Below are 14,866 nucleotides of genomic sequence, written 5' to 3'. Positions count from 1 at the left end.
TCTAACTGCTCCCCGGCCGGTACTGCAGGGCCTCGGCCAGATGCGCCCGGCCAATTGCCTGGCTACCTTCCAGATCCGCCAGCGTTCGCGCCACCTTCAACAACCGGTGTGCCGCGCGCAACGACAGGGTCAGCCGTTCACAGGCCCCCTCCAGCCAGGCCTGGTCCGCCGCTGCCAAGCCACAATGGCGGCGCAACCCCTCAAGGTCGAGAAACGCATTCGCACACCCTTGCCGCCGCTGTTGCAGTTCACGTGCCTCGGCTACCTTGGCCGCCACATCGGCACTGGTCTCGCCGCAGGGCTGGTTGTTCAGCGTGGTGCTCTCCCGGGCCACGGTCAGGTGCAGGTCGATACGGTCCAGCAACGGCCCGGACAGCTTGTTGCGATACCGCGCGATCTGCTCGGTACTGCAGCGGCAGCGGCCAGTGGGGTCGCCCAGGTAGCCGCAAGGGCAGGGGTTCATTGCCGCCACCAGTTGGAAACGTGCCGGGAAGCGCACCTTGTCGCGGGCCCGGGCAATCACGATCTCGCCCGACTCCAGCGGCTCGCGCAACACCTCCAGCACGCGCCGCTCGAATTCCGGCAATTCATCCAGAAACAGCACGCCATGGTGGGCCAGGGTGATTTCGCCCGGTTGCGGCCGGCTGCTGCCGCCGACCAGCGCCGGGCCGGAGGCGGAGTGGTGTGGATGGCGAAAAGGCCGCTGCGGCCAGCTGCTCAGAGGCGCATGGCCGCTGACTGACTGGATCGCCGCCACTTCCAGTGCCTCGTGCTCGTCCAGCGGTGGCAGCAGCCCTGGCAGGCGGCTGGCGAGCAAGGTCTTGCCGGTACCGGGAGGCCCGGTGAACAGCAGGTTATGTGCCCCGGCCGCCGCTAGCAGCAGTGCACGCTTGGCAGCCAGTTGGCCCTGCACCTCGCTCAGGTCCGGGTACGGGCGTTGCTGCAGGATCAGGCCGTTGGCCGCATACGGCGGCAACGGCACCTGGCCGTTCAGGTGGGCGACCAGCTCCAGCAGGTGCCCCACCGCATACACCACCAGCCCGCCTGCCAGGCTGGCTTCCTCGGCGTTTTCCCGTGGCACCACCAGCGCCCGGCCTGCTTCGCGTGCCGCCAGTGCCGCGGGCAGCACGCCCTGCACCGGGCGCAATTTGCCAGATAGCGCCAGTTCGCCCAGGCATTCGACCTCGGCAAGGGTGGCCGTTGGTACCTGGCCATCGGCGGCGAGGATACCCAGGGCAATGGCCAGGTCATAGCGCCCGCCATCCTTGGGTAGGTCGGCGGGGGCGAGGTTCTGGGTGATGCGCCGCTGCGGGTAGTTCAAACCGGAGTTGACGATGGCGCTGCGTACCCGGTCCTTGCTCTCTTTGACCGTGGTTTCCGGCAGACCGACCAGCGTGAGATGGGGCAAGCCGTTGGCCAGGTGGGTTTCGACGCTGACCGCCGGTGCCTGCACGCCCACCTGGGCGCGGCTGTGGACGAGGGCTAGGGACATGGACGCTCCGTTGTCGCTGAAAAGGGCCGCTTCCTGCGGCTTTGCAAGCATAGCCAGCGCGGCCCGGGCCGGAGCTACAAGTGTGCGTCGTGGTTTTTCAGGCTAGGGCGTTACCCTGTATTTTCATGCCCTTGCGCATTCATTCATCCTGCGGGGCTGGATTCAGCCGTGCTTCCAGTTCGGCTACCTGTTTTTCCAGGGCTTCGAGGCGTGCGCGGGTGCGCGCCAGGACGACCATCTGGCTGTCGAATTCTTCGCGGCTGACCAGGTCCAGCTTGCTGAAGGCACCTTGCATCAGCACCTTGAACTGGCTTTCCAGTTCGGCGCGGGGCTGGGCGGTATCGCTGCTGAACAGGCGCGAGGCCTGGTCGCTCAGGGCATCGAGAAGGGCTTTGGGCGCGAGCATGGGGCTGTCCACTGATACTGGGAAATGGCCGGCAGTGTAGCACGCACACATGCGCATCTGATCCGGTCGCGGGCTTGTGTAGGAGCGGCCTTGTGTCGCGAAAGGGCCGCACAGCGGCCCCAGCGATATCAGTATCCAGGCACAAATCGTGGGGGCGCTTCGCACCCCTATCGCGACACAAGGCCGCTCCTACAGAAAGCAGCGCACCTCTGAAACTGCACATTTTTCGAGCAATGCGCCAGGCCGGGATGCACCGAAATTGTGCATGTTTCCCATGCTGGCGACTGGCCAATCCCGACTGATTCACATAACTCGCTGTTTTCCCGTGCTTTGACGGAACTGGCAAGGTTTCTGCAAAGACCACTGCGAGCCATGCACTGATGCAGTTCCTTGTGACCAGGCAGTGCGCACGCGGAGCCGGATGCCGACGACGCGTTACAAAGCCAAGCGCTGCGCTTAGACTTGAGACGGGTTTGTTTTCCTGGGGCAAGTCCACCAAATCGGGAGAGAGTTTCATGAAGCTAGTCACAGCCATCATCAAGCCGTTCAAGCTGGACGACGTGCGCGAGTCGCTGTCGGAAATCGGCGTGCAGGGCATCACCGTCACCGAAGTCAAAGGCTTCGGTCGGCAGAAGGGCCATACCGAGCTGTATCGCGGTGCTGAATACGTGGTCGATTTCCTGCCCAAGGTGAAGATCGATGTCGCCATCGATGACAAGGACCTTGATCGGGTAATCGAAGCCATCACCAAGGCAGCCAACACCGGCAAGATCGGTGACGGCAAGATTTTCGTGGTGAATCTGGAGCAGGCGATCCGTATCCGTACCGGCGAAACCGATACCGACGCGATCTAAGCAGCAACAAAGCCTCACCAAACCCAACGCCCCAGGAGAAAACAACATGACTCTGCGTAAGATCGCAGGGCTAGGAGCCCTATTGTCCCTCGTAATGCCCGGGCTTGCCCTGGCAGAGGAAGCTGCCCCAGCGCTGAACTCCGGCGACACCGCCTGGATGCTGACCGCAACGGCGCTGGTGCTGTTCATGACCATTCCGGGCCTGGCCCTGTTCTATGGCGGCATGGTGCGTTCCAAGAACGTGCTGTCGGTGATGATGCAGTGCTTTGCAATCACTGGCCTGATGAGCATTCTCTGGGTCGTCTACGGCTACAGCATGGCCTTCGATACCACTGGTATGGAAAAGGGCGTGCTCAACTTCAATTCCTTCGTCGGCGGGTTCTCCAAGGCGTTCCTCAGCGGCGTCACGCCCTCGAACCTGACCTCGGCTGCCGCGCTGTTCCCTGAAGCGGTATTCATCACCTTCCAGATGACCTTCGCCATCATCACCCCGGCGCTGATCGTCGGTGCCTTCGCCGAGCGCATGAAGTTCTCCGCGATGCTGGTGTTCATGGGCATCTGGTTCACCTTGGTCTACGCGCCGATCGCGCACATGGTCTGGAGCGGTGACGGTGCTCTGATGTGGGACTGGGGCGTGCTGGACTTTGCCGGCGGCACCGTGGTGCACATCAACGCCGGTATCGCGGGCCTGGTCTGCTGCCTGGTGCTGGGCAAGCGCAAGGGCTACCCGACCACCCCGATGGCCCCGCACAACCTGGGCTACACCCTGATGGGCGCGGCCATGCTGTGGATCGGCTGGTTCGGCTTCAACGCAGGCTCTGCCGCTGCCGCCAACGGCACCGCCGGCATGGCCATGCTGGTGACCCAGATCGCCACCGCCGCCGCGGCCCTGGGCTGGATGTTCGCCGAGTGGATCGGCCACGGCAAGCCGAGCGCCCTGGGCATCGCATCGGGCGTGGTCGCCGGCCTGGTCGCCATCACCCCGGCTGCCGGTACCGTAGGCCCGATGGGTGCCCTGGTGATCGGCCTGGTCTCGGGTGTGGTCTGCTACTTCTGCGCCACCAGCCTCAAGCGCAAGCTGGGCTATGACGACTCGCTGGATGCCTTCGGCGTGCACGGCATCGGCGGTATCATCGGCGCCATCCTCACCGGCGTGTTCGCAGCCCCGGCGCTGGGCGGCTTCGGTGCCGTCACCGACATCGGCATGCAGGTCTGGATCCAGGCCAAGGGCGTGATTTTCACCGTGGTCTACACCGCCATCGTCACCTACGTGATCCTCAAGGTGCTGGATGTGGTGATGGGCCTGCGGGTCAGCGAAGAAGAAGAGTCGGTCGGCCTCGACTTGGCTCAGCACAACGAGCGCGGCTACAACCTGTAACTGCGACGCGGTAAAAACTTGCCCGGCTTGCCGGGCATTTTTTTGCCAGATTTTTAGCATTTCCCGCACGGCAAACGGTTTATCCGACACGTTCGCGACGTAGGCGGAAATCTTACAAAACGCAGAGCATTCATGGTGCTTTGCTTTTTCTGCTGGCGCGCTAGAATGCGCGCCGAAGGGTGTTTGACGAGTAGTCCACACGCTTCGCCAGCCTTTGCTAGGCTTGCCAATAGCGTGTGGCCAGCAGGGGCTAAAGGATTTGTCAGGTCCTGCCAGGAGCAGGGCCTGCTGGGTGCCGCCTCCCATCAGGAGCGCCGACCCTAGGGCAGTGGCCTAACCCACGGCCAGTTGAATTTTCACTGGTGGCTGCCGGTCTACGGCTGCACTGGTCTATAACTAACCTGCTTTTCGCAAGTCATGAGGTAGAACATGAGCGACGACGATCTGGAAAATGATGACCTCGAAGTAGGCGACGAAGACGAGGGCGATGAAGGCCTCGAAGCGGCAGCTGATGACGGCGCCGAAGACGCTGGCGATGACGACAGCAGCCCGGCACCCGCTGCCAAGGGCAAATCCAAGGCCGCGGTCTCGGTAGACGAGATGCCGAGCATGGAAGCCAAGCAGAAGGAGCGTGACGCCCTGGCCAAGGCCATGGAAGAGTTCCTCGCTCGTGGCGGCAAGGTTCAGGAAGTCGAGGCCAACGTGGTCGCCGACCCGCCCAAGAAGCCGGACAACAAGTACGGCAGCCGCCCTATCTGAGTGGCTGATCGAAAAAAAGCCCGCCGTCGCTGCGGGCTTTTTTGTGCCTGTGGGTTATGGGTTGCCTGTGCCGGCCTCTTCGCGGGTAAACCCGCTCCCACAGGGACGGCGCAGGACCTGAGGGCGGTGGTGAACATGTGGGAGCGGGCGTGCCCGCGAATGGGCCGCGCAGCGGCCCCTGTCAGCGCCAGCGCGCGAGGATGTCGGGTAACTGCGACAGGCGCTGGATCTCGGCATCAGGCGCCTGTTCGCCTACCCACGCCTTGCCCTGCGGGTTGAACCACACCGCACGCAGCCCGGCGCGCTGGGCGCCGGCGATGTCATCGCCCGGGTGGTCACCGATGTGCACCGCCGCGCTGGCCTCAACGGCACCGCGGCGCAGGGCTTCGCGGAACGGCGCCGGGTCCGGCTTGCCGATGCCGAGGTCCTCGGCACACAGGGCAAAGCGGAAATAGTCCGCCAGCCCCAGCCGGCTCACGTCGGCATTGCCGTTGGTGACCACGCCCAAGGTGTAGTGATGGCGCAGGATCTCCAGCACCGGCTGTACCTCCGGGAAGATCTCCACCTGGTGACGGGCATGCAGGAATACTTCGAAACCTTCGTTGGCCAGCTCCTGCGCATGCTTTTCGCTGTAGCCGACTTCTTCCAGGGCATGGAACAGCACCCGTCGGCGCAGGGCGCTGATGCGGTGCTTCAGGCCGGGTTCGGCCTGCACCAGGCGCTCGCGAATGGCGAACAGGTGCTCCACCGGCACGCCGCCAAGGATTGGGGCGTTGGCTTCGAGCCAGTCGCGCAGCACGACTTCCGCGCTGGCAATCACCGGCGCGGTATCCCACAGGGTGTCGTCGAGGTCGAAGGTGATCAGCTTGATGCTCATGAGTCTGTGCCTTTGCTGCGTTTGGCCCGAGGGTGGGCGCTGTCGTACACCGCGGCCAGGTGCTGGAAGTCCAGGTGGGTATAGATCTGCGTGGTGCCGATGTCGGCATGGCCGAGCATCTCTTGCACTGCGCGCAGGTCCTGAGACGATTCCAGCACGTGGCTGGCGAAGGAATGGCGAAGCATGTGTGGGTGCAGGTGCTGGCCCAGCTCGCGCTCACCGGCAGCCTTCACCCGTTGCTGAACGGCCCGTGGGCTGATGCGGTTGCCCTGGCGGGTGATGAACACCGCGCGGTCGCGCGGGTTGCCGATGCCGCGCAGGCGGTACCAGGCCTGCAACGCTTCGCGGGCCTTGCGGCCGACCGGCAGCACGCGGGCCTTGCCGCCCTTGCCCAGCACCTGCACCAGGCCGGCGGCGAGGTCCAGGTGATCGAGGTCGAGGTTGGTCAGCTCGGACAGGCGCAGGCCCGACGAATAGAACAGTTCGAGGATGGCCTGGTCGCGCCGGGCGATGAAGTCATCGTCGACACCGCCATCCAGCAGTTGCAGGGCGCGGTCGGTGTCCAGCACCTTGGGCAGCCGGCGTTCGCCCTTGGGTGCGCTCAGGCCGCTGGCCGGGTCGTGCTGGCACAGGCCTTCGCGGTTGAGATAGCGGTACAGGCCACGCACCGCCGACAGTAGCCGGGCCAGGCTGCGCGAGGACTGGCCGTGGTGGTGCTGGCGGGCGATCAGCTGGCGCAGTTGCTGGATCTGCAGCGCCTGCCAATCGGCAATGCCGTGCTCCTTGCAGTAGGCGACCACCTTGTCCAGGTCGCGACGGTAGCCCAGCAGGGTGTGCTCGGACACCTGGCGCTCGTTGCGCAGGTGTGCGCAATAAGCCTCCAGCTGGCGTTCCATCAGCGTACCGGGCGCAGGGTCTGGGTAACGCGTGGCACAACGCGGCCAAGCACCTCGGCAATGTAGCCAAGGAACAAGGTGCCGACGCTGCTCTTGTAGTGTTGCGGGTCGCGGCTGCCGATCGCCAGCACCCCGTGCAGGCCCTGGTATTCCAGGGCAGCCACGGCGCTGGAGCCCACTTCCCGGCGCTGTTCTTCACCGAACAGGAAGGCCAGCTCGTGCTCGCGCAAGTTGCCGCTGACCGTCTTGCCGCCGCCCAGCAGGGCACCGATGGCCTGCTGCGCTTCGGCGTTGCTGACCCAGCGCCCGACCGGCGCGACGTTTTCGCCGAACAGGATCAGGCTGACGAAGGGCACCTGGAACTCCTGGCGCAGGCTGTCTTCGACCGCCATCACCACTTCTTCCAGGCTGCCGGCGTCGAGCAGGTCGAGGATCAGCCGGCGGGTCTTGTCGAACAGCCGGTCGTTGTCGCGGGCCACGTCCATCAGTTGTGACAGGCGGTGGCGCATCTCGATGTTGCGGTCGCGCAGCAGCTTGAGCTGGCGCTCCACCAGCGACACGCTGTCGCCACGCTGGTGCGGGATGCGCTGTTCGATCAGCAGCTCGTCGTGCTCGGCGAAGAAGGTGGGGTGGGCGCGCAGGTAGGCGACCACCGCTTCGGCATCGAGCTCGGCGGACTGCTGGGGTACAACCTGGGGCTGATCGGTCATGGCGGTTACTCGCTTAGAGACGAACCTGTCCTTCGTAGACGCGTACGGCCGGGCCGGTCATCAGTACGGGCTTGCCGGGGCCGGCCCATTCGATGTGCAGGCGGCCACCGGGCAGGTCGAGGGACACCGGGGAGTCCATCCAGCCCTGGCTGATCGCCGCCACGGCGGCGGCGCAGGCGCCGGTGCCGCAGGCCTGGGTTTCGCCCGCACCACGTTCCCACACACGCAGGTTGGCGCGGTGGCGGTCGATGACCTGGAGGAAGCCGGCATTCACCCGCTGCGGGAAGCGTGGGTGGTTTTCGATCTTCGGGCCCAGCTGGTGCACAGGGGCGGTACGCACGTCGTCGACACGCAGCACGGCATGCGGGTTACCCATGGACACGGCGGCAATCGAATACACCTGGCCGTCGACTTCCAGTGGGTAGCTCAGCGCCTGCTCGTCGGCGACGAAGGGGATTTCGGCAGGGATGAAGCGCGGTGGGCCCATGTCGACACTGATCTGGCCGTCGTTCTGCACGTCCAGCTCGATGATGCCGCTCTTGGTTTCCACGCGGATGCGCTTTTTCGCGGTCAGGCGCTTGTCCAGCACGAAGCGGGCGAAGCAGCGCGCACCGTTGCCGCACTGCTCGACCTCGGAGCCGTCGGCATTGAAGATGCGGTAGCGGAAGTCCACTTCCGGGTTGTTCGGCGCCTCGACGATCAGCAACTGGTCGAAGCCGATGCCGGTGTGGCGGTCACCCCATTGCTTGGCGTGCTTGGGCTGGATGTGCGCGTGCTGGCTGACCAGGTCGAGGACCATGAAGTCGTTGCCCAGCCCATGCATCTTGGTAAAACGCAGCAGCATGGGCTTACTCCGGCAGCAGGCTTTCGCCAGCGTACAATTCGGCGATGGTCTCGCGGCGGCGTACTTCGAAGGCCTGGTCGCCGTCGACCAGGATTTCAGCGCAACGGCCACGGGTGTTGTAGTTGGAGCTCATGACAAAACCATAGGCGCCCGCGGACTGTACGGCCAGCAGGTCACCTTCGGCCAGGTTCAGCACGCGGTCCTTGCCGAGGAAGTCGCCAGTCTCGCAGATCGGGCCGACCAGGTCGTAGGCACGGCCTTCGCCTGCGCGTGGCTTGACCGCGCTGACACCCATCCAGGCCTGGTACAGGGCCGGGCGGATCAGGTCGTTCATCGCCGCATCGATGATGGCGAAGTCCTTGTGCTCGGTGTGCTTGAGGTATTCCACGCGGGTCAGCAGGACGCCGGCGTTGGCCACGATGTAGCGGCCCGGCTCGAACACCAGGGCCAGGTCGCGGTCGCCGACGCGCTCGCGGATCGCCTTGATGTAGTCGGCCACCAGCGGCGGCTCCTCATCGCGGTAACGCACGCCGACACCGCCACCCAGGTCCAGGTGGCGCAGGTGGATGCCGCACTCGGCCAGGCGGTCGACCAGCACCAGCAGGCGGTCGAGGGCATCGAGGAAAGGCTCGACGGTGGTCAGTTGCGAACCGATGTGGCAGTCGACACCGGCCACTTCCAGGTTCGGCAGCTGCGCCGCGCGCACGTAGATGGCCTCGGCGTCGGCGATGGCGATGCCGAACTTGTTCTCTTTCAGGCCGGTGGAGATGTACGGGTGGGTGCCGGCGTCGACGTCCGGGTTGACCCGCAGCGAGACCGGGGCAACCTTGCCCATCTCGGCGGCCACCACTTGCAGGCGCTCCAGTTCGTCGGTGGATTCGACGTTGAAGCAGTGCACGCCGACTTCCAGGGCACGGCGCATGTCGTCGCGGGTCTTGCCGACGCCGGAGAACACCACGCGGTCGGCACGGCCGCCAGCGGCCAGCACGCGCTCCAGCTCACCGCCGGAGACGATGTCGAAGCCTGCGCCCAGGCGCGCCAGCACGTTCAGTACGCCGAGGTTGGAGTTGGCCTTGACCGCGAAACACACCAGGTGCTCGGTGCCTTGCAGGGCGTCGGCGTAGCTACGGTACTGGGCCTCGATGTGGGCGCGCGAGTACACGTAGGTCGGGGTGCCGTAGCGTTCGGCGATGGCCGACAGGCCCACGCCTTCCGCGAACAGCTCGCCGTCGCGGTAGTTGAAAGCGTTCATCTGGTTTCCTTACTGCGCTGGCGACTGCTCGGGCTCGAGCTCCGGCTGCTGCTCTTGTACCGGGGCCGGCTTGGCTTTTGGCTGGTGCTGGTGCGACTTGTGCGCTTTGCCGTTATCGCCGTCTTCTGGCAGATACAGCGGGCCTTTCTGGCCGCAGGCCGAAACGAGGCAGGCAACAGCGACCAGCGCCGCGAGGGAGGAAATCAGGCGCTTCATGGGTGAAATCCTTAGAAATATGCGGTATTGCGCCCGAGTATACCGAGCGACCGACGGCTTGCCTATGCAAGGGCCGGCCCGCCGGGCGGGCTATTCTTACCGCCTGCAAGGGCCCTTTCGCGGCTGAAGCCGCTCCCACCTCGACCGCATCGGCCTCACGCCATGTGCAGTACCTGTAGGAGCGGCTTTAGCCGCGAAGGGGCAAGTGAAGGTAGCGGCTAAACCTTTGCATTCGGCGGCAAGCGCCCGTATCTTGCCGGGCTTGCCTGTAACGCAGCCAATTTCGAGGTTCCTGCAATGAGTTTGAGTGAAGCGCGTTTCCATGATCTGGTCGACGCGACCCAACAGGCCCTGGAAGACCTGTTCGACGAGAGCGGCCTGGACCTGGACATGGAGAACTCCGCTGGCGTCCTCACCGTCAAGTTCGAAGGCGGCGCCCAGCTGATCTTCAGCCGCCAGGAGCCGCTGCGCCAGCTGTGGCTGGCCGACCGATCCGGCGGTTTCCACTTCGACTACGACGAAGACAGCGGCAAGTGGGTGTGCGAGAAGAGCGAGGAGCTGCTGGGCGAAATGCTCGAGCGCATCGTCTGGGAGCGGGCCGGCGAGAAGCTGGACTTCGACGAGATCTGACATGAGCAGCACCCAGGCCCGGCCGCCCAAGCCGCTCTACAGCAACGTCAGCCCCGCAGTACCGTCGCCCTGCATCAGCGTTTGCCGGCTGGACGAACAGCGGGTCTGCACGGGTTGCCACCGGCATGTCGAGCACATCCGCGAATGGCGTTCGGCCGATGACCAACGGCGCCGGCAGATCTGCCGCGAGGCCCAGGCCCTGCGCGACCAGGCTAAGGCACACTGATCGCAGGGGCTTGAGTATTTACCCGGCTGTGGTAACGTCGGGTTCTGCGTCGGTGACGCCAAAGCCTTCACAAACCCCGCCCTTGGGCGGGGTTTTGCTTTATCTGCACGATGAAAACCGCCTGTTCAAAGGAGTCTGACTGGATCATGAGCACCAAGCCTTCCCTCATCCTCACCCGATTGGACGTACAACGTCTGGAGCGTCTGATCGACAGCCTCGACGAGAGTACGCCGGGTGTGCTCGCCCTGCAGGACGAGCTGGACCGCGCCGAGCAGGTGGTCGGTCACGAGGAAGTCCCGGCTGGAGTGGTGACCATGAACTCGCGCGTGCACTGCCGTGAGGAAGCCAGCGGCAAGGACTACCACCTGACCCTGGTGTACCCGAAGGATGCCGGGCCGGAAGGCAAGGTCTCGATCCTGGCGCCGATCGGTTGCGCCTTGCTGGGGTTGTCGGTGGGCGCGCAGATCGACTGGCCGGCGCCGGGGGGCAAGACCCTCAAGCTGAAGCTGCTGGAAGTGGAATACCAGCCGGAAGCGGCGGGCGATTTCGACCTGTAAGGGCCAGGGGGCCGCTGTGGGAGCGGGTTTACCCGCGAAGAAGGCGACGCGGTGTATGGCACCGGCTTCGCCGGTGTTCGCGGGTGAACCCGCTCCCACATGTGTCCCCCGGCAACTCAGGATCCTTCTGCCAAAACCTGCTCCAACCCCTCGTTCAAAGCCTGCTCCAGCTCCCGCTTGTAGCGCAGGTACAGCTGCGTCGACCCCAGCTGGTCATCCAGCAACTCGGACAAATCCAGGTCAGTGATGTAGCAGCGGTACTGCCCTGCACCATGTCGCTGCCCGATGATCTGCCGGGCGGCTACCGCATACAGCTGTTCACCATGCTCCAGTTCGGAAAACTCCTGCTGGTCGCAATACAGCGTCACGTGCGCCGCACCCGCCACTCCGGCCTGGATGATCGCCTGCACCTCATAGTAAGGCTGGTCGCTACCCTCGAGCGGGGCCTGGCGCGGCTCGATGCTGCGCGCCTTGCCTGGCCCGGAAGGCAACAGTTGCGCGTAGTGGATGTCCAGTGAGGCCGCGCGCTGGGTGTCCAGCGGCAGCCGGGCATCACGGCGCATCACCACCGAACGCAGAAAGCGCTGCAGCGGCAACAGCAGGTGGGCTTCGTCGTGCAGAGGCAGGCGTTGCTGCCACAGGGCATTGTATTCATCCAGCACGTACAGCTCGGCCCAGTCACCCTGCAGGCGGTAGAACACCTGGATGCAGGCCGGTCGGCCCTGCTCCAGCACCAGGTGCAGGTCGTGGTCCTGCAGGGCGTTGGCATCCAGGTACAGCGGGCTGTAGGCGCTACGCTCTTCGCCCAGGTGGTCCAGCAGTGCCTCGTGCTCGGCCAGGGTGGTGAGGCCGACATGCCCGGCCAGCAGCTCCAGCACATGGGTGTGCTGGGCCACCTGCAGCAGGTAGCGGTGGTTCAGGCCCTGGTCCAGCAGCAGCTGCACGGTGTCGAAGATTTCCTCCACGCGTTGGCCGATGGCCTGCGCGCGGCTGTGGCAGAAGCAGCGCACCCGCACCCTCGGCCGGTGGCCGCGCAGTACGGGGCTGTTGAGGAAGTCGCGCAGGCAGCGCACCAGCGCGTGCTCGCCGTCATAGCGCTGGACCAGTACCTCGTTCCAGCTGTTGAGGGTGACCTGGTCCAGGGTCAGGACCAGGTTTTCGCGCACGCCTGCATAGCTCAACGAGTCGGTACGCTCGGTGGTCATCAGGATGTTCAGGTCGCGGTGGTGGCGCAGCGGGTCGATGGCGACGTTGACCAGCAGCAGCACCTCGTCGGCAACGCTGGGTTGCAGCAGGCGCACTTCGCTGACGGTCGGCAAGGGCAGGGGGATGCTTTGCTGCAGGCAGCCGACCAGGTTGAACAGCTCGAATTCGCTGAGGTCGCTGACACCCGGGTGCAGCGCCAGGCGCGTGCTGCTGTCGATCACCCCGTTGCGATGGGCCCAGGTCAGCAGCTCGAGCAGTTCGCGGCAACGCTTGAGCGGGCTGAAGTGGTCCACCTCATGGGGGCTCAGGTTGCCGGTGTACAGCTCCCAGTGGTGGCTGCCGGGCTCTTTGCGGTTAGGCGCCTGGACCAGGGTCAGGGTGCCTTCGGCCAGGTCCGGGGCGATACCAGGGTTGATCACTTCGACCTTGCCGGCGCGGCGCTCGAAGGCCGCGTAAAGGCGCCGGCCCAGCACATTGAGATCGCGCTGGTCGGCGCGGCTGCTGGCGTTCTGGGTGCGGGCGAACTGGCTGAGAAAGCGGTAGCTGTGGTTCAGTTCGGCCACCAGCTCGCGGCGCTCGACGGCAACCTGCTGCACTTTCCATTGGTTGCGACTGTCCAGCAGGGCCAACTGGCGCTCGTCCCAGCCCCACTCGTCGGCCAGGCGCTGCAACAGCCGGCGTTGCCAGCCATTGGCCCGGGCCGGGTCGCTGAGCTTCTTGTTCACCTTCAGGTACAGGCTGCGCCGCACCAACTCCAGGCGCGCGTGTTCGCCACGCTGCAGCAGGTAGCGCTCGATGCGCCGGTACACCATCACGTACGGGTCCAGCTCGTCGAGGTCGAGCTGGTTGGCGAACACTGCCTGCTTGTAGTCCAGGCTCAGGCAGCGTACTGCGGGGTGTTCGCTGGCATAGGCCTCGGTCAGCAGCAGCTTGAGCAGCGACTTGTAGGGCGAGTCGATGCCTTTGAACAGTTGCCACAAGCCGGCGCCGACGAACTCGCCGGGCGGAATGTGCGCCAGGTTGCCGAGGTCGAGGGCGTCCTGGCTGCGGATGAAGCGCTTGGACAGCAGGGTCTGGGTATAGGTGTGGTAATCGTGTTCCTGGTAGACCGGCACCAGCCACCACAGTGGTGTGCGCCCGGCCAGCCAGATAGTGGTGCGGTAGAACTCGTCCAGCAGCAGGTAGTGCTGGGTGGTGCCGCAATCGTCGGAACCGAGCTGGCCCTCGCGTTGGCCCTGGGCGAAACCTTGCGTGTCGATCAGGAAGAAATGTGCCTCGGCACCCAGGCTTTCCGCCCATGCCTCCAGCAGTTGGCATTTGCGGCGCAACTCGCCCAGCAGCTCGTCGGCCAGACCGGGTGCATGGCACACCCACAGGTCCATGTCGCTGTGCTCGGCCTGGGCCAGCGAGCCCAGGCTGCCCATCAGGAACAGGCCGTGGATCGGCCGCGGCGGGTTGCCATGGCGGGCCTTGTAGGTGAACGAGCGGGCCAGGCGCTGGGCCTCGACTACCAGGTCGGCGCTTGGCTCGTAGCCCGATACGCCGGCGGGGGTGCTGCCGGAGACATAGCCCGGCAGCAACGGGTGGTTCACATGAAACAGCAGCGGCAGCAGCGTCAGCACCTGTTGCTGGCGCGTCGACAGGCCCTCCAGGGCCCGCTGCAGCCGACCCTGGTTGAGCCGCAGGAAGCGCGCACGCAATGTCGCCAGGACCTTGCGGTCGATGCCTTCGTCCAGGTCGGGGCGGATTTCGTGGGGGTGGTTCATTGCGCACTCGGGCAGGCCAGCGGAGCTGTGGCGAGTGTAGCCTGAGTGGCGGGGTCGGATAAGCGGCAATTGAAATATTGGCGCCATTTTCCCAGCGCGCGTGGGCGGCGGCTGCAGCTTTCGTTGCGCTTGAGGCATGATGGGGGCCTCAAGCTGATTGCGAGGTTTTCCGATGCGTGTGTGGATCGATGCCGACGCCTGCCCCAAGGCGGCCAAGGATCTGATCGTCAAGTTCGCCCTCAAGCGCAAGTTCGAGGTAGTGATGGTGGCGGGCCAGGCTGTGGCCAAGCCGGCGTTCGCGATCGTGCGCCTGATCGTGGTGCCCAGCGGCATGGACGCGGCCGATGATTACCTGGTGGAGCACGCCGTGCCTGGCGAGCTGGTGATCTGCAGTGACGTGCCGTTGGCCGACCGCCTGGTGAAAAAGGGCGTGGCGGCACTGGACCCGCGCGGGCGCGAGTTCGACGAGCGCAACATGGGTGATCGGCTGGCGGCGCGCAACCTGTTCACCGAGCTGCGCGAGCAGGGCCAGGTGGGGGGAGGGCAGGCGCCTTATGGCGAGCGCGAGAAACAGGCGTTTGCCAATGCGCTGGACCGGATCATTGCCCGGTTGTCCAAACCCTGAAGCGACCCGGCTGGCGGGATGGACACGACGTGTGGGAGCGGCCTTGTGTCGCGAAAGGGCCGCGAAGCGGCCCCAGGATTTCAGCTTCGCCGCATAAGTTGCCGGGGCCGCGCTGCGGCCCTTTCGCGACACAAGGCCGCTCCCACAGGGACCGCGTCAGATTCTGAATCTT

16 protein-coding genes are annotated in these 14,866 nt (G+C 65.2%); 7 read left to right on the top strand and 9 right to left on the bottom strand.

What is annotated here, in order from left to right; genetic code table 11:
- Position 1: 1 nt before the first annotated feature.
- The gene (locus tag CAG46_RS02300) at positions 2 to 1,492 is read right to left on the bottom strand and encodes a YifB family Mg chelatase-like AAA ATPase (RefSeq protein WP_085615912.1); all 1,491 of its coding nucleotides are present in this window, start codon (positions 1,490 to 1,492) and stop codon (positions 2 to 4) included.
- A gap of 139 nt (positions 1,493 to 1,631) precedes the next feature.
- Complete coding sequence (locus tag CAG46_RS02295; protein WP_025341076.1) at positions 1,632 to 1,898, bottom strand: accessory factor UbiK family protein; 267 nt, start codon at positions 1,896 to 1,898, stop codon at positions 1,632 to 1,634.
- 515 nt (positions 1,899 to 2,413) lie between these two features.
- Here CAG46_RS02295 and glnK point away from each other — a divergent pair.
- The 3 genes from glnK (at position 2,414) to sutA (ending at position 4,889) form a co-directional block, all read left to right on the top strand.
- The gene (glnK, locus tag CAG46_RS02290) at positions 2,414 to 2,752 is read left to right on the top strand and encodes a P-II family nitrogen regulator (RefSeq protein WP_002555808.1); all 339 of its coding nucleotides are present in this window, start codon (positions 2,414 to 2,416) and stop codon (positions 2,750 to 2,752) included.
- Positions 2,753 to 2,798: 46 nt separating this feature from the next.
- Positions 2,799 to 4,130 carry an ammonium transporter gene (locus tag CAG46_RS02285; RefSeq protein ID WP_025341075.1) on the top strand — a complete coding sequence of 444 codons (1,332 nt, stop codon included), beginning with the start codon at positions 2,799 to 2,801 and terminating at the stop codon, positions 4,128 to 4,130.
- Between the two features lie 429 nt (positions 4,131 to 4,559).
- Positions 4,560 to 4,889, top strand: a complete 330-nt coding sequence (gene sutA / locus CAG46_RS02280) for a transcriptional regulator SutA (RefSeq protein ID WP_013974748.1) — start codon at positions 4,560 to 4,562, stop codon at positions 4,887 to 4,889.
- A 181-nt stretch (positions 4,890 to 5,070) separates the two neighbouring features.
- Here the strand turns inward: sutA and CAG46_RS02275 are convergent, their stop codons facing one another.
- From CAG46_RS02275 to CAG46_RS02250, 6 genes are read right to left on the bottom strand one after another with little or no spacing between them, the layout of a single operon-like run.
- Positions 5,071 to 5,766 carry an HAD family hydrolase gene (locus tag CAG46_RS02275; RefSeq protein ID WP_085615910.1) on the bottom strand — a complete coding sequence of 232 codons (696 nt, stop codon included), beginning with the start codon at positions 5,764 to 5,766 and terminating at the stop codon, positions 5,071 to 5,073.
- On the bottom strand, positions 5,763 to 6,662 hold the full coding sequence (gene xerC, locus CAG46_RS02270; RefSeq protein WP_013974746.1) for a tyrosine recombinase XerC: 900 nt from the start codon (positions 6,660 to 6,662) through the stop codon (positions 5,763 to 5,765). The genes CAG46_RS02275 and xerC overlap by 4 nt, the downstream gene beginning before the upstream one ends.
- Complete coding sequence (locus tag CAG46_RS02265; RefSeq protein ID WP_015272252.1) at positions 6,662 to 7,372, bottom strand: DUF484 family protein; 711 nt, start codon at positions 7,370 to 7,372, stop codon at positions 6,662 to 6,664. Before CAG46_RS02265 ends, xerC begins: the two co-directional genes overlap by 1 nt.
- 13 nt (positions 7,373 to 7,385) lie before the next feature.
- Positions 7,386 to 8,216, bottom strand: a complete 831-nt coding sequence (gene dapF, locus CAG46_RS02260; RefSeq protein WP_085615908.1) for a diaminopimelate epimerase — start codon at positions 8,214 to 8,216, stop codon at positions 7,386 to 7,388.
- Positions 8,217 to 8,220: 4 nt separating this feature from the next.
- Positions 8,221 to 9,468 (bottom strand): diaminopimelate decarboxylase, encoded by a 1,248-nt coding sequence (gene lysA / locus CAG46_RS02255; RefSeq protein ID WP_085615906.1) that lies wholly within the window; start codon positions 9,466 to 9,468, stop codon positions 8,221 to 8,223.
- A 9-nt stretch (positions 9,469 to 9,477) separates the two neighbouring features.
- Complete coding sequence (locus CAG46_RS02250; RefSeq protein WP_075046725.1) at positions 9,478 to 9,684, bottom strand: lipoprotein; 207 nt, start codon at positions 9,682 to 9,684, stop codon at positions 9,478 to 9,480.
- Positions 9,685 to 9,981: 297 nt separating this feature from the next.
- On the opposite strand from CAG46_RS02250, the gene cyaY reads away from it, so the two are divergent.
- From cyaY to rnk, 3 genes are all read left to right on the top strand, one after another.
- Positions 9,982 to 10,314, top strand: a complete 333-nt coding sequence (gene cyaY / locus CAG46_RS02245; RefSeq protein ID WP_004575827.1) for an iron donor protein CyaY — start codon at positions 9,982 to 9,984, stop codon at positions 10,312 to 10,314.
- Between the two features lies 1 nt (position 10,315).
- Positions 10,316 to 10,540, top strand: a complete 225-nt coding sequence (locus CAG46_RS02240; protein WP_085615904.1) for a DUF1289 domain-containing protein — start codon at positions 10,316 to 10,318, stop codon at positions 10,538 to 10,540.
- Between the two features lie 146 nt (positions 10,541 to 10,686).
- Positions 10,687 to 11,097, top strand: a complete 411-nt coding sequence (rnk, locus tag CAG46_RS02235; protein WP_025341069.1) for a nucleoside diphosphate kinase regulator — start codon at positions 10,687 to 10,689, stop codon at positions 11,095 to 11,097.
- A 116-nt stretch (positions 11,098 to 11,213) separates the two neighbouring features.
- On the opposite strand, the gene CAG46_RS02225 is transcribed toward rnk, so the two are convergent.
- Positions 11,214 to 14,069 (bottom strand): class I adenylate cyclase, encoded by a 2,856-nt coding sequence (locus CAG46_RS02225; protein ID WP_085615902.1) that lies wholly within the window; start codon positions 14,067 to 14,069, stop codon positions 11,214 to 11,216.
- 172 nt (positions 14,070 to 14,241) lie between these two features.
- Here CAG46_RS02225 and CAG46_RS02220 point away from each other — a divergent pair, with 172 nt between their 5' ends.
- A complete protein-coding gene (locus tag CAG46_RS02220; protein ID WP_013974739.1) occupies positions 14,242 to 14,694 on the top strand; it encodes a YaiI/YqxD family protein in 453 nt (150 codons plus the stop codon).
- The last annotated feature ends 172 nt before the right edge of the window (positions 14,695 to 14,866 follow it).

Origin of the sequence: Pseudomonas sp. B23(2017) (assembly GCF_002113725.1) — a bacterium.
In the GTDB taxonomy this organism is placed as follows: Bacteria; Pseudomonadota; Gammaproteobacteria; order Pseudomonadales; family Pseudomonadaceae; genus Aquipseudomonas; species Aquipseudomonas putida_Z.
Note: the sequence above shows the minus strand (reverse complement) of the source record. Positions and strands in the feature narration are given on the sequence as shown.